We start from the raw sequence: 21058 nt of genomic DNA, 5'->3' as shown, positions 1-21058 counted from the left end.
TAGACGCCCACGAAAACAGAAATCGTCCATCGAGGTAGAGCACTGATGAGGAGAAGGCGAAGTGTCTGATGCCGCGGCTAGCCCTGCTGTCGCCGAGGACGAGGCGGCCCTTGCCACACCGTTCGTCAAATGCCTCGTGCGGCTGATCCGTGCTCAGGATTCCTACGGCTCATGGGAAGGCGGATCGGACACCGAACTGCTGGCCGACTTTGTCATCACGAAGGAACAGCGCCGTGCGATCCCGATCATCGGCGATCCCGATCCGGACATGCTGTGGAGGCTCGACATGTTCTACACCGCCGTCGGGCTCGCGATCGAGGAGCGCTCCGGCCTGAGAACATCGCCAATGATGGAGAGGAAATCAACGAGGACTTGGGGCGCGTGCTTTCCACGGCCGGGCAGTTGGTCGCTTTGTCGAGACATCCACCGGTTCGGCTTCGAGACGCTTCGGAAACTCGCTGAGGCCGGCACGAAACTGGTCGACGATGCGACCGCAGCCATTGAAGCCTATCCCGACGTGGCGCCGGCGTGATGAAACCGATTTCGAGGAAGGATCTATGTCAAAGCTAGATGAGATGGGGAAGAAAGTCCGAAAGCTTCAGCTGCGCGCGGCAGTTGCCAAGATGAAATTGCGCGACCTTGCAGAGGATCTCCCGGGAAAATGGACGGAGATAGAGGACGTTGCCGAGGAAACGTCCGCCGTTTTTGCCGAGTTGGATGGGGCCAAGAGAGAGCTCGCTGCAATGAAGAAATTACGATGAGGAGCACATTCACCACCCGCGACGGCTCCGGATGGATGCCGGAGTATCTCACCACTATAGACGGCGCGACCTGCATCGGCTGCGGCCGCTGTTTCAAGGTCTGCTCGCGCGAGGTCATGCATCTTTACGGCGTCGATGACGCGGGTGAAATCCTCGGCGCCTGCGACGATGAGGATGACGATTTCGATGGCGAGCTCAATCGCATGATCATGGTCGTCGATCATGCAGGCCGCTGCATTGGCTGTGGAGCCTGCGCCCGCGTCTGCCCGAAGAACTGCCAGACCCATGTTGCGGCCGACCAGGTCGCAGCATGATCTGAGGAGACAAAACCAGGAGAACGGCGTTGCCCTTTAGAATCTTTTGTCGCGTCCTGGGGCTGGTGCTGTGCAGCACCGCACTGACTGTCTACTTCGCTTCTCATTCCATCGGCACAGTAGTCGTCACCACGCTGGCTTGTTCGCTGCTCCTTCAGCTGGCGTATTTCGCAAGCGTGCTCTTTCTGAGCTGGCGGTCTGGCTGCGTTGGCCGAGCTGGCCAAAGGGCTGAGCATTTCGGCAGTTGCAAGGAAGTTGGATCCGAGCCGCCAGACCTTAATGAGGTGACGAATGAATCCGCAGATTTGCTCCAGCGCAATCAAATGCTGGCCATCTCGCTGCTACTCCCTTGAGGGGCCATGACAAGGTCAGTGCCCAGGTTAACGCCACTTCGATGAACCACGGACATTGGGCTGATCGTTCAAGAACAGGTGTGCTTGGCTTTGGCGGAGGTGACCGCATCCCGGGACGTCTAATGGCGCGAGATGCAGCTCTTGGGTTCCGCAGCCATAATAGCCGTCGCAGCAGGCCGGCATGCGGGCTGCTTCGTCTCGATGACAACCGTCGGCGCTGGAAATAATGATGGGGTCCTGCTGCAACATCCGACAACACAGCTGGCTTCAAATCAAAAAAGCCATGCAATGACCGGTGCGTAGCTGGTCAGCTTCGATCATCTGTTGCTGGAGAAAACATGCTGGAAAAGTTCGAACGCTATCCGCTCACCTTTGGACCCACGCCCATCGAGAAGCTCGACCGCCTCGGCAAGCATCTGGGGGGCAAGGTGGAAATCTACGCCAAACGCGAGGACTGCAACTCCGGTCTCGCGTTCGGCGGAAACAAGCTGCGCAAGCTCGAATACATCATCCCGGACGCGATCGCGTCAGATACCGATACGCTCGTCACCGTCGGCGGCGTCCAGTCCAATCATACGCGAATGGTCGCCGCAGTCGCCGCCAAGATCGGCATGAAATGTCTCCTGGTTCAGGAGAGCTGGGCTCCCCATGAAGATGCCGTCTACGACCGGGTTGGCAATATTCTCTTGAGCCGCATCATGGGAGCAGAGGTGCATCAGGTCGACGATGGCTTTGACATCGGCATCCGCCGCAGTTGGGAAAAGGCGCTTTATGAGGTCAAGGCAAGGGGCGGCAGACCTTATGCGATACCAGCCGGAGCGTCTGTTCACCCGAACGGCGGCCTCGGTTATGTGGGGTTCGCGGAGGAAGTGCGCACCCAGGAAAAACAGCTTGGGTTTGCCTTCGACTATTTCGTCGTTTGCACGGTCACCGGGTCAACGCATGCCGGCACGCTCGTCGGATTCGCCAAGGACGGTCGACAGCGCAACGTGATCGGTATCGATGCCTCCGCCACCCCCGCAAAGACCAAGGCGCAGGTGCTAAAGATTGCCCAGCATACAGCGGAGCTCGTCGATCTCGAAACGGAACTTGTCGAGGACGTGGTGTTGCTCGAGGACTACGCGTATCCGCGTTATGGCATCCCGTCGGAGGAAACGAAGGAGGCCATCCGCATGTGTGCGCGGCTCGAGGGTATGATTACCGATCCCGTCTACGAGGGCAAATCGATGCAAGGGATGATCGACCTCGTCCAGAAGGGCTTCTTTCCGGAGGGATCGAGAGTCCTCTACGCGCATCTCGGCGGCGCGCCGGCGATCAACGGTTACAGCTACACCTTCCGCAATGGCTGACGCTCGACAGATTGAGATTGCGCTGTCCTGCCGTGCCGGCGACGCGCTCAAAGTTCGTTTGAGAGTCCGCTCGGCAAAAAGAGGAAGCTGGCTGTTGACTGCTGCCAAGGCGAAGATGGGCCGAGTTCATTCGCAACGTCCTAACGGGCGGTGTCAAGAAGCCGAACGACACCATTCTGGACGTTATGCAGGACCAGAGAGAAGTGGGAGTCATAACAGATGATTTTACCGGAACTGCGCTCTGCCATCCCAGCCGGCAGAGTTTTGGAGATAACGACGACCACAGGATGCATCGTCGGATGTTCATATTGTCCGCAGGACAAGTTCGCGGACCGGCAAAGAAAGGTATCTAATTCGAAGCATCTTAGTCTTGAAGATTTCAAGCGGTGTCTGGCGCGCGTACCAACTTCCGTCGACATTAGTTTCGCCGGATACTCCGAGCCTTGGCTCAATCCGGACTGCACCGAAATGGTCGAGCACGCTTCCGCCAGAGGCCACGGCATCAGGATTTTCACGACGCTTGTGGGAATGAAGGAGCGGGATCTACAACGCTTGCAAGCGCTGCGCTTGCGGGTATTCGTGGTCCATGTTTTCGACGATGGCGCGTACATGAATAGCCGCCTTGTCGGAGACCAGTATCGCGATTTGGTTCGTCAACTCGTCGACGCGAAGATCCCCTCGATTCGATTCGTGGTTTTAGGCGAGGCCCATCCCGATATCGTCGACATTATCCCTGCCGAAGCTCTAGTTCGCTCACGACCAGTGAGTAGCAGGGGTGGAAGCGTCGACCCCAAGATCGTTGAACCACGGCAGCCAGTGGTCGGAGCGCTGATATGCGTGGACGAACGGCAGTATCGGAATGTTCTCCTACCAAACGGCGACGTCACTCTCTGCTCCATGGATTTTGAACGGCGTCACGTATTGGGCAACCTTCTATGCGACGAATACGCTGATCTCTTTGAAAGCCCAGTTTTTTGCGAAATCGTCGATCGCATGAATGGAGCGGATGGCTTTCTGCTCTGTAGGATGTGCGAATATGCCGATCCAAAGGACCGGATGCTGACTGGATGCCGACGGACCGCCTGAAAGGCCGGGCCAGCGAGGCGAATTGCTTTGGACCGCCAATGCCGTCCGGCGAAATCATTGTCTTCTCACGTCAAGCGAGCGTGATCCCGTACGCGCGGCAGTCGGCCTCGACCATTTCCGAAACGAGCTCATCGAAAGTGGTCTTCGGCTTCCAATCGAGCTTGGTGGCCGCCTTCGAGGCATCACCAATTAGCAGGTCAACCTCGGTCGGGCGGAAATAACGCTTGTCTATCCGGATCAGCGCCTGGTTACTCCGGCGTTCGCGGCCCACCTCGTCGACGCCTTCGCCTTCCCAGACAATCTCCTTGCCGACCCGCCTGAAGGCAGCCTCGACAAAGCTACGGACCGAATGCGTCTCGCCGGTCGCGAGCACAAAATCGTCAGGCTCATGGTGCTGCAGGATGCGCCACATGCCCTCGACATAGTCGCGCGCCGAACCCCAGTCGCGCTTTGCCTCCAGGTTGCCGAGATAGAGGCAGTCCTGCTTCCCGGCCATAATCGCAGCTACCGCACGCGTCACCTTGCTCGTGATGAAGGTTTCGCCCCGCGTCGGCCCTTCGTGATTGAACAGAATCCCATTGCTGGCATAGAGCCCGTATGCCTCGCGGTAGTTCACGGTGATCCAGTAGGCGTAGAGCTTCGCCACCGCATAAGGCGAGCGCGGATAGAACGGAGTAGTCTCCTCCTGTGGGACGCTCTGGACTGAACCGAAGAGTTCGGACGTAGAGGCCTGGTAAAACCGTGTTTTTTCCTCGAGGCGAAGAATGCGGATCGCTTCCAGCAGCCGCAGTGTGCCAAGAGCGTCGGCATTGACCGTATATTCGGGGGTCTCGAAAGAGACTTGCACGTGGCTTTGCGCAGCCAGATTGTAGATTTCGTCGGGCTGCGTTTCCTGCAGGAGGCGGATCAGGTTTGTCGCGTCCGTCATAACCCCGTAATGCAGAACCATGTCGGGATGATCCTCATGAGGATCTTGATAGAGGTGGTCGATGCGCTTGGTATTCCCGATCAGCGAGGCCCGCCGCTTCAGGCCATGCACCATGTAGCCCTTCGAAAGCAGCAGTTCAACAAGCAACGCGCCGTCCTGGCCGGTGATACCTGTAATGAACGCAGTACGCCGAGGTAAACTCATTCCTGATTTCCGTGGATGAAGCCCTGATTTTTCGGGGGATGAAACGTTTTGACAGGGATAGATAGTGGCGCCTACGGATGACTGCGTGCGCTACAATCAGTCCAGTATGAAGCGCCTTAGCTGAAATTTGTGCCTCGAATGATATTAAGAAGGCGAGCGGATTACAGCGGATGTGGTGTACCGCCAGCATCAGTTCTAGGCGGACGTCGCCTCCATCTTACGATCGGACAAACCTGCGGTAGGCGCCTCCTTCCGAGCGAAGTCTTTTCATGTCAGCCGGTGTTCGTAAAATCGATTGTATTGATCCAATGCATTCACACAATCGATAGCTATGACCATAAGGAGCTTTCAGCGCCCTCGAATTGCCAAATAACGATCGGGCGGCGCTGAGAGAGCCACTTCCTTCCGCCAGATCGATAAAAACTGCATTGACGGAAGTGCCCGATTCGCTAGCCGCCTGCGGGACGAACTGTTGAATGAGATGCTGTTCACTTCGTTCGGATCCGCGCCTCCCTGGCCCTGTGGCGCCGACTACAACACGCCCAGTTTGCACAGACCTTCAAACTGCGATATTCGCTCGCGCCGCGCAATACGAAAGACTCCGCGCCAGCGCCCGTCGCGTACACCGCTCATCAGGGCAAAGTCAACGCCAGGAATGAGATCAAAATGTGTATAAAAACTGGAGGCAACGTCAACATTCCCTCATTTGATCTTTGGTAGAACTGTTAGCTCTCCGTCCGGCATGAAACTCTATCATTAAGGGAGTGCGAACGAGAGCGAAGGGGCGCCGACTACCGATGTTTTTGTTGGCGCGCCGGAATTCATCCTCTTGTGCACCTAGCGGTGATTGGTCAAATGTTCCTGTAGATTCTAGTCGATCGCGATGGCGGCTCTTTCTGCGTTAGACAGTTAGCCGCCTTGATGCGCGGCAAAGTAAGAAAGGTCGGGCTGTATGCGCACGCTGTGCGCGCGCACCAAGGCATGGAAACGTTCGTGTTGCGGCCGATGGGACCTGCAACACCCAATATGCTGTGCTGTATGCGCCTGTCACACATGAGCAGGCGCGGGCGCTAAGCTTGTGATTTTATTGGTTGGCAGGCGCTTTCATGAGCGACGAGCAGATGCGTCAACTACCAGACGCCGTAGTATCGCCGCTTGCTCGAAAACTCTAGAAACAATTTCGCGCGGGTCCAGACGAGCTGTTCCCCTGATCAACCAGATTAAGCATATGACCGTGATAGCGGGCAAACATCCAGGGAATAGCTCATGCGAGTAGCCGTCGTGTGGAACTATCATCGTACGGGCGTGATCAACCGGTTCGGTCAGTTATCCGAAGCTCTACGACAGCGTGACAGTCGAAAGCGTGGTGGCGGCACTGCAAGAGGGCGGCCACGAGACGTTGCTGTGCGAAGGCGATAAAGAACTGCTCGCTGCGCTCGAGCGGTTCATGCGACCCGATCCGCGAGCCCGTCCCTCCGGAATCGTCTTCAATATGGCGTACGGGATTCAGGGCGAGTGCCGTTCCACCCACCTTCCGGCGATGCTCGAGATGGCCGGCGTTCCGTACACCGGATCGAACCCGCTCGGGTGTGGGCTGACGCTCGATAAGGTGATCACCAAGAAGCTCATCCGCGATGCCGGCGTGCCGACGCCGAACTTTCGCGTGATGCGCCGCGGCACCGAGAGTACAAGCGACCTGCGATTCCCAGTGGTGGTCAAGCCGCGTCACGGATTCGCCAGCCGCGGATTGCAGCTCGTCCATGAGCCCGCTCAGTTGAGGCACGCCGTGGAAGTGATCGTCACGCAGTATGGGCAGGACGCACTCGTGGAAGAATACATCGAAGGGCGGGAAATCTGGGTCGCGCTGCTGGGAACGAAGAACTCGAGGTGTTGCCTCTGGTGAAGCAGGACTTCGGCGACCGCGAAATGCGTCTGATGACTTGGGAAGCGAAGAACACGGCGGTCGCTGCGCCCCAGCGGATTTGCCCGGCGCAAATCGGGAGTAAGCTTGCGGGGGAGCTGCGGGATATTTCGGTCGCGACCTTCCATGCCTGCCAGTGCCGGGATTACGCCCGCGTCGACCTCCGGATCGACCGCTCTGGCCAGCCCTTTGTCCTGGAAATTAACTCGATGCCGGCGCTCGGTATGTGCACCACTTATGTCTTGGCCGCGACGGCCGCCGGACACAGCTTCTCGAGCTTGGTCAATCGCATCCTCGATGTCGCCCACGCGCGGTATTTTGGAATGGGGATTCCCAAGGCTGAACACCCATCGAGCCGACGCCCTACTTAAGGTGCCTTAGTTTAGTTTAGATGCCGTAATGGGCCGGCCTTGGCGAGCATAGCCAGGTTGGGTGGCTGTCCCTCAGAATGATGGTGTTGAAACGGAGTCCGAGCGATCGGCTCCAAGCATCATGAGAGGAACAGCCATGGAACACTATGTGGGAATCGATGTCTCTCTGGAAGAGAGCAGCGTGTGCATTGTGGACACGAGCGGAACGATCGTGCGCGAGGTCAAGATCGCCAGCGAGCCCGAGGCACTGGTCCGCTATTTCGACGAACTGGAATTGTCTGTCGGCCGCATTGGGCTCGAGGCCGGGCCATTGTCGCAATGGCTGCATGCCGGGCTTGTGGCCGCCGGACGCGATGCGGTTTTGCTCGAGACGCGGCACGTGAAGGCGGCGCTCTCGGCGATGACGGTGAAGACCGACCGGAAAGATGCACGCGGGATCGCCCAACTGCTGCGGATGGGATGGTACCGTCCGGTTCATGCCAAATCGGTGACTTGCAAGGATAGCCGAGCCCTTCCTGTTGGACGCAAGCTTCTGCAAGGCAAGCTTCTCGACGTTGAACTGAGCATCCGCGGGATCCTGCGCGGCTATGGGCTAAAGGTCGGAGAAGTCAGTCGTGGAAGGTTTGAGGCGCGTATCCGGGAGCTGACAGCAGGGCACGTCACTCTGGAGACGATGATTGGTGCGATGCTGACGGCGCGGACGGCGTTGTGGTGCGAGTTCACCAAGCTCCATAGCGAGATGCTGAAGATCGCGCGCGCTGACAAGGTTTGCCGGAGATTGATGAGCACACCTGGCGTCGGGGCCTTGGTTGCGCTCACCTATCGCTCGGCGGTGGACGACCCGACGCGGTTTGGAAAATCCAGTACGGTCGGAGCCTATTTCGGGCTTACGCCCAAAAAATATCAATCCGGTGAGACCGATCGGGACGGTGGCGTCAGCAAGGTCGGCGACGCCATGGTGCGAACCGCGCTCTTTGAAGCGGCGCACATCATGCTGACGCGGGCGACCCGCTTCTCGAGCCTGAAGCACTGGGCGCTCGACGTGGCGAAACGCCGGGGCATGAAGCGCGCCAAGGTGGCCCTTGCCCGCAAGTTGGGCGTCGTGCTCCATCGCATGTGGGTGGATGCGACCGACTTCGGCTGGAGCAAGGCCGCAGGGATGGCATAGGAGATAGAGCGTTCGGAGCGAGCCGAAACGGCAGCGCTCTCCTGAGGTCCCGTCGCCGGGACGAGGGCTTGGCAAGGTCGTGTGTAGTGCTGTGAATGCTTCGGCAAACCACGCTTCCTAGATTGACCTGTCAGCTCTACCAAAGCCCCGACCCCCAGCACGCTCATCAGGTTGCGCACCTGCGCATCGCGACGTGCCAACCCGACAAGACGCTTCTCGATCGTCTTGAACTCGCACAGCAGCACGGCTCGGGTCTTGAGAAGAGCCTCGGCAATCTGCTCCAGCGTGTCATGATGGGCGACCAGTTCGCGAACCCGCCGCTCAAACGTCTTCGGCGTCGTCGGGCCAAAGCCGCGCAAGACCCCGCGGATGCTCATCTCGACATCGTGCCGCTTCGACTGCAGGAGCTTGAGCGTGGTCAGCAGCGCGCGGACTTCCTGTGCCGGCAGTGACTTGCAGTGCACGGGGCGGAACCAGCCAAGCTGCATGAGTTGTGCAATGCCGCGCGCATCCTTGCGATCCGTCTTCACCGGCATCGCCTTGAAGGCGTCGCGCACGTGGCGCGTCTCGAGAAGCTCCACTGCCAGGCCGGACGCCTGCAGCCCAGCAAATAGCCATTGCGACAGCAGGCGATCAGCGCCTCCGGCTCGCTCGCCACCTTCGCTTCCCGCACGATCTTGCCCTGCCCATCAACGACGCAACACTTGAGCATTCCAATGACACATCAATCCCGGCATAATAATCCACGGTCGTCTCTCGTTGATGTTTGGCGCTGGCTTCGGCCATGACGCCGTTCACACCATCATTGTGAGGGACGACCGCCTCGACCGAAAGTCTGGCTGAGGCGCCAGAGGCCCGTTACCCCATCTAGCGGATCCCAGGAATGGTGATGGGCGGCCGCCGAGGATCTGGTCGAGCGGATCGAGCTCGAAGCCGCGATAAATCCGATCCTCCTTTACACCTTTCCTCAAAGGACCTCGTCAGCGACTTCGCTCGATCTCGAAGTTAAGATTTCAAGCTCCGAGCCTCACCCCGAAAGCTTGCAATGTCAAAACCCAAAGCCCAACCCCGCCCAACGTTTAGCAGTTTTCACGGACGTCTGCTTACACTTGCCTGAGTGAATCGATTGAGTGACCGCTTGAGACCTAGGTTGTCTCTTAGCGTTTCTCCGAAGTATCTGGATCTGAATTTTCCTCGGCGGCGCAATTCAGGAACGACGAGCTCAACAAAATCCTTGAGTCCGCCAGGAACGGTGGCAGGCAATACATTGAATCCGTCAGCCGCATTTTCGTCAAATACATCAACCATGGTGTCTGCAATTTCATCCGGCGTGCCAACAACCAGCCGATGGCCACGGCTGTCCGATACCAAGCGGATTAGTTGTCTCCAGGTGAATTTTTGGCGCGCAGCCAGGTCGAGGAGCAATTTCTGACGACTCTGGATGAAATTCGTCTGCGGTAAAGCCTCGGGGACTAACGAGTCAAGATCCATTGAACGCAGGTCGACTACAGATCCCAGCCAAACAGAGGCCTCCCCAATTAGAACATCGATGTGCGTATCTGATTGTAGTCTTTGAAGCTTCTCAGACGCTTCTTGCTTAGTCCTCCCAACGATCGGGACAATGCCCGGCATCACGAGTACCTGATCGTCCTCTCGTCCAAGTGCGCGCGCTTTCTCTTTAAGAGTCGCGTAGTATCGTTTACCGCTCTCTAAAGAGGGTTCGGCAGTGAACACGACCTCACCCACTTCTGCAGCGAACGCAATACCGGCATCGGATGTGCCAGCCTGAACCAACACGGGGTAGCCTTGCGGCGGCCTCGCAATGTTGAGTGGCCCTCTAACTGAAAAGTGGGTCCCTCGGTGGTTAAGCAGATGCAGCTTCGTAGCATCAGCGTAAATACCACTTCGCTTGTCGCGAATGAAAGCGTCGTCCTGCCACGTATCCCAAAGACCTTTGACGACTTCTACGAATTCCCTCGCTCGATCGTAGCGCGTGTCATGATCTGGAAGTTCCTTTTCACCGAAATTCTGGGCTTCGGAATTACTTGCGGAGGTGACAATGTTCCAGGCTGCGCGTCCTCGCGATAGATGGTCAAGTGATGCGAGCAAGCGTGCAAGGTGATAGGGTTGGGAGTAGGTCGTCGTCGCTGTCGCGACAAGGCCGATGTTTTGTGTTCTCGATGAAAGCGCCGACAACAGCGTAATTGGCTCGAACCCATCGATACCACTTACACGAGCTATGGCTGCGTGATCAGCTATCACGCCTTGGTGATCGGGGAGAAATACGAAGTGGAACGCCGCGCCTTCGGCAAGTGCTGCTAGATCAGCATATTGGTTGATATCAACTCCGCGGTTCGCAGGCGTGCTCGGATCGCGCCATGCACCTGGATGATATCCCGCCCCGCGAGTGAGATATAGCCCGAGCGTCATTTCATCATTGCGTCGCATGCAGCATCTCCGTTCAATTGGACTATCCTCGCGCTACAGGCTCAGCTGGTGGGCTGTGTTCGTTGACGCCACAGGACAACGAGCCTCAACACGCAATTCTTCATGGTCACCCGAGATCTTGACGACAGTCATACCACTTCGCTGCGACACTGATTCCCTCCGAAGCCAATGCTGAGGGGCTCTAGCAAATCGTTCCAAGTCATCGTCACCTCGCCTTTTCCAAGACAGACTAACTTGCGGCGGATGCCGCTTATTTAGGAGCTTGTCTCCCGAAATGGTTCGACACGTTTAGCTGAGAACCGACAACCGAGAACCTACTAAGTGTGGTAGTATTCTGCGCATCAGAGCTTCGTGTGTCCCCGATATGTAGCGCCGCCGATTCAGAAAAACTCAAAGCCTTCACTGTTTCGGAGGCCATTTCCGAGCTGCGGAAACCGGGGAACAGGAAGCGCCGGGAACGCTTAAGCTGCCTGACTCGTGGAGATGCGACGCGGGTTTCTCACATGGCAGAAACCATGTAGGTTCGGAGCCGCTAGTTTCGCGCTAAAACATCGAAGCGCTTCCAAGTTGGCTCAATAATGGTGAGCTGGGCAGCGTCGCTATGGGGGCCGGGCGTTTTCGGGATCAGTGCAAGAGAACGGTTAGATTGCATTAATTCTCGATAAGCGGCCGGCGCCGGCAGGAAGTGCACCGCCTGCTGCGACGCTCCGCTACAACACTCGCAACGAGAGAATGATGGTACTGCCGCGAGTAGCCCACCTTCACGGAAACAGGAAGGAGCGCAGCCCGGCACTGGCGGGCTCGCCAGGCAGCCTCAGAACAATCGGATATCCGGAGGCCTCCCGGCCCGCTCGCGGCACGACGTGAGGGCGCCAGGCGCGCAGATATTGGAACGTGATTGTCATAGTTTTCGCGCCATTGCCGCCTTGGCCTTGTTGGTGCCGAGGGCTTCGGCGCGCTAATAAAGATTTCGCAGTTGCGGACCAACAGCGACGGCCGGCGAAACCGTCTCGACAAATGCGCAGTGCAATCACTGGTTGGCCTCCCCGATAATGCGGCCATGCTCGGTCATGCCGCCGCTCAAACGCCGGCGCAAGCCATCAGCGAGGATCTGGGCGGCGCAAATGCGGCCTGCGCGCGGGAACGACATGACGATCTTGCCGTCGGGCAATTGGGCGACGGCGTGCTCGATGTGCGAGGACAGCTTGGCGATCTCGCAGACGAGGCGTTCGAGAATGGCGACCAATGCGCCGGCGAGTTCGCCTTTGGCGTCGGCCTCGGCGTCACCGGCCAGCCCTGTCGGCGCGGCTCGCAGTCGGGCCAAGAGATCGGCAGGCGAACGGCGCCCACAGTAGGCGTGTTGCGCCATGAAGCTGGCCAGGCGTTTCTCGCCCAGGCGGCTGGCGCTGTCGGGAGTGGGATAGCGGCCGACGAAGGCGAGCGCGATCGGGCTGTCGATGGCGGCGAAGATGGCGACTGCCCCTGGCCAGAAGCCTTCGAGCAGATTGCGGAGCTGGTTGGCCAATGCGACACGCTGGGCCACCAGGTCGTCGCGGCCGCGGACCAGGGCGCGCAACGCCCGGATGTCATCGGAGACCGGCACAAGAGGCCGGAAGCGATGTCCGTCGGTGCGCAAGATGTCGGCCAACATGAAGGCATCGCCCGGATCGCTTTTGCCACCGGCGGCGCGGTAGCGCGGCCTGCAGGCCTTGACGACGTTCGGATGGATCGGGATCACGGGATACCCGGCCTCGACCAAGGTATCGACGACCAGACCGGATGGTCGCTCGATGGCGATGGGCAGTTCGGCCGGCGCCGCCACGCACTTGAGCCGGGCTACCATGTCGGCCAACCCAGCCGCATCGTGGCGGACATCGAGACGGACGATGACCTGGCCGACGCCGTCAATAACGCACAGGGCATGGCTTGCGCCGCCCCAGTCCAAACCTGCGTGAAATGGCATATGCTGATCTCCTCGGATTGCGATAAACTCACCCGAGCTGGGAGATCGTACGGATCGCTCACTGACAGGCGCTCTGGCTGGCCAGCACTGGCGCTTCACCCTGTGGTCCGTCGCGGTCTCCCGGCACCTGCCGTGCGGCGGGTCTCATACGGGCCGTCAACCGGCAAGCGCGCTTGGCCGTCACTGCAGATGCTCGGGCTGGCGGATGCTACGCCACTTGATCGCTTCGCACCCGCCAGCCCAAAGGTGCACCAGTGAGCGTTGAAGGCCCTGTAATGGGGCCGGAGCAAAGGGGCCGGATCAGGTGGTCGTATTGTTTGGAACAACTGGAAACAGGATGACTTCAGAAGATACGACAGACAAGCCGTTTCGAATTGCGAAACGACAAGTGTACGAAGCTTACAAAGCGGTCAAAGCCAACCAGGGCGCAGCCGGGGTGGACGGGCAGACCCTGGAGATGTTCGAGAAGGACCTTGCAGGAAACCTCTACAAGGTCTGGAATCGGATGTCCTCAGGGACGTACTTCCCACCGCCGGTTCGCGCTGTCTCCATTCCGAAGAAGAGTGGGGGCGAAAGGGTTTTGGGTGTGCCCACCGTCAGCGATCGGATCGCACAGATGGTGGTCAAGCAGATGATTGAGCCGGATTTGGATATCCTCTTTCTTCCAGACTCCTACGGCTACAGGCCGGGAAAATCGGCTCTGGATGCAGTTGGCGTCACGCTTCAGCGATGCTGGAAGCATGACTGGGTTCTGGAATTCGACGTCAAAGGGCTGTTTGACAATCTTCCGCACGATCTCCTGCTGAAGGCGGTCAGAAAGCACGTCACATGCAAGTGGGCTCTGCTCTACATCGAAAGATGGCTGGCAGCGCCGATGGAGAAGAACGGGGAAGTCGTCGAGCGCACACGCGGTACCCCGCAAGGGGGCATTGTCAGCCCGATCTTGTCGAATCTCTTCATGCACTATGCTTTTGATCTGTGGATGACCCGGACGCATCCTGACCTTCCATGGTGTCGATATGCGGACGATGGCCTTGTGCATTGCCGGAATGAGCAGCAGGCAGAAGCCCTCAAGGCGGAGCTTGGTGCTCGACTGGCAGCATGCGGGCTTCAAATGCATCCGACAAAGACCGAGATCGTCTATTGCAAAGACCAAAGGCGCAGGGGGGAATACCCGAATGTCGTGTTCGACTTCCTCGGGTATCAGTTCCGGCCGCGACGCGTGGCGAACACACGGCGAGATGAGTTCTTCTGTGGTTACACGCCTGCGGCCAGCCCAACGGCAATGAAGTCGATGCGGGCCACGATTAAAAGCTTGAACATCCCGCGGCAGACGCCGGGGACGCTGGCTGAAATCGCCCAACAGCTCAATCCACTCCTTCGCGGATGGATAGCCTATTATGGCCGCTACAGCCGTTCGGCCCTGTCCACTCTGGCTGATTACGTCAACCGGAAGCTCAGGGCGTGGATCATGCGGAAGTTCAAGCGCTTTCAGTCCCATAAGACGCGTGCCAGCCTCTTCGTGAGAAAGCTGGCGCGGGAAAATCCAGGACTGTTTGTGCACTGGAAGGCGTTCGGAACGAATACGTTTGCCTGATGGGAGCGGTGTGAATCGAGAGGTTCACGCACCGTTCTGCGAGAGGCCGGCAGGTGAAATCCCTCCGGCCTACCACCCCGGCCTCTCCACAAAGATGGCCCGCATGCGTGGAAGAGCGCCGCGCGGCGAGCGCTGCCGGGCCGGCGTGCCGCATGGCCACTGGAAGACCACGACCTTCACCGGAGCGCTGCGGCTGACGGGCATGACTGCGCCCTTCGTCTACGACGGCGCCATGAACGGCAACGTGTTCCTGGCCTATGTCGAGCAGGTGCTGGTCCCGACATTGTCGGAGGGCGACGTAGTCGTCATGGACAACCTGCCCGCCCACAAGGCCGCCGGCGTGCGCGACGCGATTGAGGCCGCAGGCGCGAGCCTGCTCTACCTGCCGCCTTACAGTCCCGACTTCAATCCGATTGAAAACGCATATTGAGGGAACCTCTGAAAGTGAGGTTCTGTTGATACCACGCATTGGCCACAAAGCGCTGATTCTGTTGGTTCAATGGATAGTGAGTCGCGATGAACCAGAAGCGGACACACATCCGATGGACGGATTTGCCGGCAGACCGGCGTCGACGCCTCGTGGCGATGATCAGCAGTCTGATACAACGGAGTGTGTCGACGGATCGGGAGATCGGTCATGAATGCGGAACCGAGCCTGCTCACCTTCGCGTTGCCGGAAAAGATCCACAGCCGCCACAATGATCGCCAGGCCATCGTGTACGTTCGGCAGTCGACGGTTCGACAGGTCGAGCACAACCGCGAGTCAACGCTGCTTCAATACGCCTTGGCGGATCGGGCATTCCGACTGGGATGGCGTCGTGACCAGATAACGGTGATCGATGACGACCTGGGCCGCTCGGGCGCATCAACCCTTGATCGGCCGGGCTTCCAGCGCCTCGTCGCGGAGGTTGGGCTCGGCCATGTCGGAATGGTCATTGGCATCGAAGTATCTCGCCTCGCACGATCGTGCAGGGACTGGCATCAGCTTTTGGAAATGTGTGCGTTGTTCGACACGCTGATCGGCGATGCCGACGGCATCTACGATCCGAGCACCTACAATGACCGGCTGTTGCTCGGCCTGAAGGGTACGATGAGTGAGGCTGAACTCCATATCCTGAAAGCCCGTATGCACGAAGGGCGCAAAGCCAAGGCGCGGCGCGGCGAACTCATTCTCGGTCTACCGCGCGGTTACGTGCTGAAGCCCTCGGGCGAATTGGCATTGGACCCGGACGAGGGGGTTCAAAGGGTCCTACGCCTGGTCTTCACCTTGTTTGAAAAGCGTCGCTCGATCAGTGGTGTCCTGCGTTACCTCGTGGACCATGACATTGCGCTTCCTGATCGAATCCGGAGCGGACCTGAAAAGGGCGACGTGTGCTGGAACCGGCCTAATACAGCGACGCTCGGTGACATGCTTCGTCACCCTGGTTATGCCGGCGCCTATGTCTTTGGGCGCCGACGCCACGACGGCCGGCTCCGGGTTCCTGGCAAACCTCACAGCGGCCGACGCTTTGTTCGCGATCCGCAAAAATGGATGGTGCTGCACCAAAGCGCACTTCCGGCGTACATTGACTGGCAAACGTATGAGCGGAACCAGGAGTTGATGGCGGCAAACCGTTCGCGATATACTGGCGTCCCGCGTGGTGGCGCAGCACTGCTTGGCGGCTTGATCTGGTGCGGCGTGTGTAGCCGAAAAATGGTGACCGGCTACAATGACGACGGGCGGGAAGCACGATATAGCTGCAGCTATGAGGCCACCACCTACGGCGGTCCACGGTGCCAGTCGATCAGCGCTCGTCCGGTGGACACCTGTGTGACCGCGTTGATGCTCGAAGCCCTCTCACCCTCGGCAATCGACGTCAGTCTTCAAGTTGCCGAGGATATCGAACTCGAACGGCAGCAGTTGCACGAAGGCTGGAAGCAGCGACTGGAACGCGCGGATTATGAAACGGCGCTCGCGCGCCGACGCTACGAAGCTGTCGACCCTGACAACCGCCTGGTCGCGCGGACGCTGGAACGAGACTGGGAAGCAGCACTGGCGACGAAACAGGCGCTCGCGGATGACCACCAGCGAGCCCTTGCGCGACAACCTGAGCGGCTAACGGCGCAGGAAAAGGACGCGGTTCGCCAGTTGGCAGAAGATGTGCCTTCCCTGTGGAAGGCGCAGTCCACTACATCGCGAGACCGACAGACCATCGCCCGTATGATGCTCGATCGCGTGGTCATCCGGGTGTTCGGAGAGACCGAACGTGCCGAAATAAAATGCCACTGGGCAGGCGAGGTCGTGACGACACATCCGATCATTCGAACCGTGAGACGCTTTGAACAACTCGAGCATCACGACGAAATACTGGACCGGATCGCGGCGCTCCGTGCTGAGGGAGCGACCGCTCGGCAGATTGCTGACGATCTCAATGCGAAAGGCTGGGCGCCCGCAAAGAAAGCCATGTTCGACGCCCTGATCGTCCAGAAGCTTCTGGTGTGAAAGGGACTTGGAAAGAAGCGACCCATTTGGTCAGGCAACGTTCGTCGGAATGACGACGAGATGACCTTGCAGGAACTCTCCGAACAGCTCGGCGTCCATCGTCAGACCGTCTACGGTTGGCTTCGGCGCGGAAAGCTCAAGGGCCGCATCGCCAAGGTGGGGACACAACGTATCTGGCTCGTCAGCCTATCTCACGCCTCAACAGGAATCCGGACTGGAGAGTCATCATGACAACACGATCGAGAACGCCTTCGCCAAACTCAAGGCGCTGCTGCGAGCAAAGGCCGAGAGAACCATCAAGGCTCTATGGGACGCGGTCGGCGCGGTCGTCGACCTCTTCACCCCAGCCGAATGTGCCAACTACTTCAAAGCCGCAGGATATGAACCGGATTAAACAGGACGTGCTCTATTGCGGTGTTCGAACGCAGCAATGCCGCATTCCGCCATCATCGTATCCAAATTAATGCAGGCTGAGACTGCAGGCCAGGACTCAAGTATGATCACAGCTGTTCCAACCCGTGTCCTTTAAACATCGAAAAACCCTCCAAAATTCGCAATACGCTCCGTGCCACATTGCCGCTAAGCAAACGTTGCAACAGATCCTTCAAACTAATTGACAGAATCTTTGCGACCGCTGCCCGCTAAGAGTGCTACCTTCACCAGAAGTCGGAGTTCAGGAACGGATAAGAAGCTGATGGCTGTTTACGCTTAGACCACTGTACAGCACACTACGAAGGGTTAATTAACGACAAGAGGATCGATCGTCATGATTGCAGAGCCACAGGCGTATTGGTCGCTATTCATCGAAGCGGTCCGGCGTCATGGCCTTCATCAGGTGAGAAGGCGCATTCCCGGCAGATGGTCGCAACGGGTGTCTCCCCACCAGTACGGGATCATGGCGCAGGGGTCGTCATAACGACAACCAGAGTATCGAGCTGAGTTACACAATTTCGGACGTCAACGTATTTCTAAACGCGGTACTGCGCCGCGAGAACGCCTGACCTGCGGCATGTCTGACTAGCCTCAGGACCAGTCCAGCTTCAAACGGATAGAGGAATGCTCCGTGATGTTAAGAACCTTTGGCACCTACATCGTTGAGCTGCTGGCCGCCAACGGTGTCGAACTCGTGTTCGGCATTCCCGGAGGGCACACGATCGAGCTTTATCGTGGCCTACAAAAAACGGGCTTGCGGCACGTCACGTCCCGCCACGAGCAGGGCGCCGGTTTCATGGCCGACGGATACGCCCGGGTCAGCGGCAAGCCTGGGGTCTGCTTCATCATCAGTGGCCCGGGATTGACTAACATCGCGACTGCCATGGGGCAGGCCTATGGCGACTCGATTCCGCTGCTGGTGATCTCCGCGGTGAATCCAGTCGGCGCGATGGGCTCAGGCGCCGGCCATATTCACGAACTGCCCGATCAACGCCAGTTGATGCGGCAAGTTAGTGCGTTCAGTCATACCGTTCTGGATATGGGCGAGTTCGAACTGGCTCTTGCGAGAGCCTTCGCGATTTTTGCTTCCGCTCGGCCGCGCCCAGTTCACATAGAGATCCCCGTCGACTTGCTGGGATGCGACAGCACTTCCCTGGGCATCGCCCGCCGCTTTGAACTGCCTGCCGCCCCCGGCCCCGCAACGGCAGCAGCGGCTGCAGCGGCAGAACTGCTCGGAAGCGCCGTTCGGCCGGTGATAGTGGCCGGCGGAGGAGCCAGGCGTGCCAGTGTTTCCATCAGGCGTCTAGCCGAAGTCCTAGACTCACCGGTATTGATGACAGTGCACGGTCGCGGTATTTTGCCTTGGGGGCACGCGCTTGCTGTTCCCATTATTCCGGCCAGCGCGCCCGCAGTCGAACTGCTCAGCAAGTCCGACGTAATTTTAGCGGTCGGCACTGAGATTGGCCCGACCGATTTCAAGCTTCTCGATCGCGTCAGCTTCCCTGGCAAGCTCATCAGAATAGATCTCGACCCTGAACAGGCGATGCGTGGCATGTTTCCAGATCTGGCGATCGTAGCCGATGCGACCGAAGCCACCGAACAGATCGCTGCGCTGATCGCGCCTTCCGATCCAGGCCGCAGCGGGGGTGCACGCGCCGCTGCGGCGCGGACAGCGATGGCGGCTCTAACTACGCCCAAGAACCGGGCGGGCCTGTCTCTACTATCGGCGTTGCGCGATGAGGCAACAAACACGATCATCGTGGGTGATTCCAATCAACCAGTCTATGGCGGCTGCATGGCATTCGGGACCGATGCGCCCGGCACCTTCTTCTGCTCGGCGATCGGCTACGGGACGCTGGGATATGCGCTGCCCGCTGCTATAGGCGCTAAAATCGCCGCTCCGGACCGGCCCGTCGTTTGTGTCATCGGAGACGGTGGACTTCAATTCACTCTCCCGGAAATGGCGACTGCGGCCGAAATTGGTTGTCCCATCATCATGATCGTCTGGAACAACAATGGCTATGGCGAGATCAAGACATATATGGAGAATGCCAGGATCGAGCCGATCGGTGTCGATCTCTTTACACCCGATTTTCAGAAGCTCGCGCAGGCATTTGACTGGCATGCTGAGATACTGGCAGGATCGGACGCCCTTGGCGCGCGTCTGGCTGCGGCCAGGGCGCGCAGCAAGCCCTCTCTAATCGAGATTGTAGAGGCGTCGTACCTCTAGTCGCTGGCTCTTGTGAATCGGCGTGCAAAATTGTGTCTGACGCACTCTCAATGAAGTTCGGGATCATACGTCACGATCAGGCTGGCTAGCAGGAGGTCGAGCTTTCCGCGTCTATACATCTGCCGCTTCACAAGCTTAGGCTTGGTGATCTGTCCCTCTGTTTGACCATTGGCCATGCTTCCGTGATCGCGGCGCGGACGGCGGCACGGTCGCGAATGATGCCCTTTACGAAAGACGCGATGCGGCTATTGCCGGCGCCGATCCACAGCTCGAGATCATCGGCAAGCTTCTTGCGGATCACGGAATTGAAACCGGCGATCAGGTTGCGTGCTTCCACCAGCAGGGGCATGCCCGCCTCGATGGCGGCGATCATGACCGTGTCGGCTTTGCTCAGATGATCACGAGCCACGCTGGCCACGGATTACTTGGCGTACGAGTTTGCGACTGTGACCGGTGCGGCGCACTACTCCTTGATGGGGAATGCCTTCGCCGGCAAGTTTCATGATTGCCTCGTTTGTCTCTTCACGCCGCGGTTAGCCTTCGTATTGCAGCTTCTCCACGTAGGTGAGCAAGTCGGGATTGATCATCATAGTGCCGATCGCAATTCGGATTATCCGCATCGACTTGCGAGCGCGTCGAGGAAAGCCGCGCTCGCATTCTCCATGAGATGCCAGCGGTCGGCGACCTGAACCGCATTTGGTAATGCCTTGGCGGTGGCTTCGCCGTAACCGCCGCCGCGGTCGCGCGGCAACAACGTCACGATCCGCCGTCGCTCCAGATCGCAGACGATTGTGACGTAGCGATGATTACGGCGATAGGCCCAGTCGTCGATGCGGACAATCTTGATTGGGTCTGTCGTAAACAGCGCCCCTTGCCGCACCACCCGCAACGACGTGTCATTGCTGACCGGAGCCATCGGCCGCTTTGCGAAACTAGCCGCCGGCCGGCCGCCGAGCGCAGTCCCAAATATGCCTTCCGGGATCGGGACGGCGTGGTCCAGGCACTGGCGCCGGCGCACATCATCGAAAGCGCCCCTGCCGACAGAGCGGCTGCTTGCCTATATCGCCGTGTCGAAATACGCTGATGGCCTTCCGCTTTACCGGCAGGAGGCGATCCATCTCCGTGATGGCGTCGAACACAGCCGATCGCTGATGGCGCAGTGGATTGGGCATCTGTTCTTCGAGCTGCAGATGCTTGCTGATTACATCCTGTGCGGGAGAGGGAGGGGTTTCGACATGCCAAATTTAGCCAAGCCGGATTGTGCCCGATTGACTACGCCTCGGCTCATCGGCTTTCGCTCTGGAAAATCCGAAACGTCTCGGTGAGAAGTTCCATGAAGACGTCGATTTCCGGCTCGGTGATGATGAGCGGCGGAGCCGCCATGAACCATTCGCCGAACTTTCCGCTCGCCGCGCGACGCGAATAGATGTGGAGGCCAAGATCGCGGGCGA

At 58.8% G+C, this 21058-nt stretch carries 14 protein-coding genes and 6 pseudogenes; 15 read left to right on the top strand and 5 right to left on the bottom strand.

What is annotated here, in order from left to right; all coding sequences use genetic code 11:
- Positions 1-61 precede the first annotated feature (61 nt).
- The 6 genes from AC04SI_RS25520 to AC04SI_RS25495 all read left to right on the top strand — a co-directional run bounded on the left by AC04SI_RS25520 (position 62) and on the right by AC04SI_RS25495 (position 3863).
- A complete protein-coding gene (locus AC04SI_RS25520) occupies positions 62-532 on the top strand; it encodes a NifX-associated nitrogen fixation protein (protein WP_488475097.1) in 471 nt (156 codons plus the stop codon).
- 25 nt (positions 533-557) lie between these two features.
- Positions 558-761: a CCE_0567 family metalloprotein gene (locus AC04SI_RS25515; RefSeq protein ID WP_023731885.1), complete on the top strand. Its 204-nt coding sequence runs from the start codon at positions 558-560 to the stop codon at positions 759-761.
- A complete protein-coding gene (gene fdxB, locus AC04SI_RS25510) occupies positions 758-1075 on the top strand; it encodes a ferredoxin III, nif-specific (RefSeq protein ID WP_488475096.1) in 318 nt (105 codons plus the stop codon). The genes AC04SI_RS25515 and fdxB overlap by 4 nt, the downstream gene beginning before the upstream one ends.
- Before the next feature lie 65 nt (positions 1076-1140).
- On the top strand, positions 1141-1428 hold the full coding sequence (locus tag AC04SI_RS25505) for an exopolysaccharide production repressor protein (RefSeq protein WP_488475141.1): 288 nt from the start codon (positions 1141-1143) through the stop codon (positions 1426-1428).
- A 338-nt stretch (positions 1429-1766) separates the two neighbouring features.
- The gene (locus AC04SI_RS25500) at positions 1767-2777 is read left to right on the top strand and encodes a 1-aminocyclopropane-1-carboxylate deaminase (RefSeq protein WP_488475095.1); all 1011 of its coding nucleotides are present in this window, start codon (positions 1767-1769) and stop codon (positions 2775-2777) included.
- 219 nt (positions 2778-2996) lie between these two features.
- Positions 2997-3863, top strand: a complete 867-nt coding sequence (locus AC04SI_RS25495) for a radical SAM/SPASM domain-containing protein (protein WP_488475094.1) — start codon at positions 2997-2999, stop codon at positions 3861-3863.
- 70 nt (positions 3864-3933) lie between these two features.
- Here the strand turns inward: AC04SI_RS25495 and gmd are convergent, their stop codons facing one another.
- Entirely contained in the window at positions 3934-4995 is a 1062-nt protein-coding gene (gmd, locus tag AC04SI_RS25490) for a GDP-mannose 4,6-dehydratase (RefSeq protein WP_488475093.1), read from the bottom strand.
- A 1447-nt stretch (positions 4996-6442) separates the two neighbouring features.
- Here gmd and AC04SI_RS25485 point away from each other — a divergent pair.
- Together AC04SI_RS25485 and AC04SI_RS25480 are read left to right on the top strand one after the other, a co-directional pair.
- A pseudogene (locus AC04SI_RS25485) lies at positions 6443-7287 on the top strand (D-alanine--D-alanine ligase family protein).
- Between the two features lie 136 nt (positions 7288-7423).
- A complete protein-coding gene (locus AC04SI_RS25480) occupies positions 7424-8455 on the top strand; it encodes an IS110 family RNA-guided transposase (protein WP_488475092.1) in 1032 nt (343 codons plus the stop codon).
- A 128-nt stretch (positions 8456-8583) separates the two neighbouring features.
- Here AC04SI_RS25480 and AC04SI_RS25475 read toward each other — a convergent pair.
- The 3 genes and pseudogenes from AC04SI_RS25475 to AC04SI_RS25465 all read right to left on the bottom strand — a co-directional run.
- A pseudogene (locus AC04SI_RS25475) lies at positions 8584-9202 on the bottom strand (IS110 family transposase); the annotation flags it as partial.
- A 342-nt stretch (positions 9203-9544) separates the two neighbouring features.
- Positions 9545-10903, bottom strand: coding sequence for an LLM class flavin-dependent oxidoreductase (locus AC04SI_RS25470; protein ID WP_488475091.1), 1359 nt, complete (start codon positions 10901-10903; stop codon positions 9545-9547).
- A gap of 1030 nt (positions 10904-11933) precedes the next feature.
- On the bottom strand, positions 11934-12848 hold the full coding sequence (locus AC04SI_RS25465) for an IS110 family transposase (RefSeq protein ID WP_488475090.1): 915 nt from the start codon (positions 12846-12848) through the stop codon (positions 11934-11936).
- Positions 12849-13203: 355 nt separating this feature from the next.
- On the opposite strand from AC04SI_RS25465, the gene ltrA reads away from it, so the two are divergent.
- The 6 genes and pseudogenes from ltrA to AC04SI_RS25435 all read left to right on the top strand — a co-directional run bounded on the left by ltrA (position 13204) and on the right by AC04SI_RS25435 (position 19607).
- Complete coding sequence (gene ltrA, locus AC04SI_RS25460; protein WP_488475089.1) at positions 13204-14463, top strand: group II intron reverse transcriptase/maturase; 1260 nt, start codon at positions 13204-13206, stop codon at positions 14461-14463.
- Between the two features lie 85 nt (positions 14464-14548).
- A pseudogene (locus AC04SI_RS25455) lies at positions 14549-14890 on the top strand (IS630 family transposase); the annotation flags it as partial.
- A 210-nt stretch (positions 14891-15100) separates the two neighbouring features.
- Positions 15101-16945, top strand: a complete 1845-nt coding sequence (locus tag AC04SI_RS25450; RefSeq protein ID WP_488475088.1) for a recombinase family protein — start codon at positions 15101-15103, stop codon at positions 16943-16945.
- Positions 16946-16969: 24 nt separating this feature from the next.
- Positions 16970-17176 (top strand): helix-turn-helix domain-containing protein, encoded by a 207-nt coding sequence (locus AC04SI_RS25445; protein WP_488475140.1) that lies wholly within the window; start codon positions 16970-16972, stop codon positions 17174-17176.
- A gap of 1 nt (position 17177) precedes the next feature.
- Positions 17178-17339, top strand: a pseudogene (locus tag AC04SI_RS25440) (IS630 family transposase); the annotation flags it as partial.
- A 672-nt stretch (positions 17340-18011) separates the two neighbouring features.
- On the top strand, positions 18012-19607 hold the full coding sequence (locus tag AC04SI_RS25435; RefSeq protein ID WP_488475087.1) for a 5-guanidino-2-oxopentanoate decarboxylase: 1596 nt from the start codon (positions 18012-18014) through the stop codon (positions 19605-19607).
- A gap of 47 nt (positions 19608-19654) precedes the next feature.
- Here AC04SI_RS25435 and AC04SI_RS25430 read toward each other — a convergent pair.
- Positions 19655-20571: pseudogene (locus tag AC04SI_RS25430) on the bottom strand (ISL3 family transposase); the annotation flags it as partial.
- Here AC04SI_RS25430 and AC04SI_RS25425 point away from each other — a divergent pair.
- Positions 20563-20818: pseudogene (locus AC04SI_RS25425) on the top strand (IS66 family transposase); the annotation flags it as partial. The pseudogenes AC04SI_RS25430 and AC04SI_RS25425 sit on opposite strands and share 9 nt — an antisense overlap.
- Positions 20819-21058: the final 240 nt, after the last annotated feature.

The sequence above is a fragment of the Mesorhizobium sp. CNPSo 4689 genome (genome assembly GCF_057784325.1).
Note: the sequence above shows the minus strand (reverse complement) of the source record. Positions and strands in the feature narration are given on the sequence as shown.

Bases quoted from the DNA above. Each gene is read 5' to 3' on its own strand.
- AC04SI_RS25515 (WP_023731885.1), top strand. From the start codon at position 558: ATGTCAAAGCTAGATGAGATGGGGAAGAAAGTCCGAAAGCTTCAGCTG.
- fdxB (WP_488475096.1), top strand. From the start codon at position 758: ATGAGGAGCACATTCACCACCCGCGACGGCTCCGGATGGATGCCGGAG.
- AC04SI_RS25500 (WP_488475095.1), top strand. From the start codon at position 1,767: ATGCTGGAAAAGTTCGAACGCTATCCGCTCACCTTTGGACCCACGCCC.
- AC04SI_RS25495 (WP_488475094.1), top strand. From the start codon at position 2,997: ATGATTTTACCGGAACTGCGCTCTGCCATCCCAGCCGGCAGAGTTTTG.
- gmd (WP_488475093.1), bottom strand. From the start codon at position 4,995: ATGAGTTTACCTCGGCGTACTGCGTTCATTACAGGTATCACCGGCCAG.
- AC04SI_RS25480 (WP_488475092.1), top strand. From the start codon at position 7,424: ATGGAACACTATGTGGGAATCGATGTCTCTCTGGAAGAGAGCAGCGTG.
- AC04SI_RS25470 (WP_488475091.1), bottom strand. From the start codon at position 10,903: ATGCGACGCAATGATGAAATGACGCTCGGGCTATATCTCACTCGCGGG.
- ltrA (WP_488475089.1), top strand. From the start codon at position 13,204: ATGACTTCAGAAGATACGACAGACAAGCCGTTTCGAATTGCGAAACGA.
- AC04SI_RS25450 (WP_488475088.1), top strand. From the start codon at position 15,101: ATGAATGCGGAACCGAGCCTGCTCACCTTCGCGTTGCCGGAAAAGATC.
- AC04SI_RS25435 (WP_488475087.1), top strand. From the start codon at position 18,012: ATGTTAAGAACCTTTGGCACCTACATCGTTGAGCTGCTGGCCGCCAAC.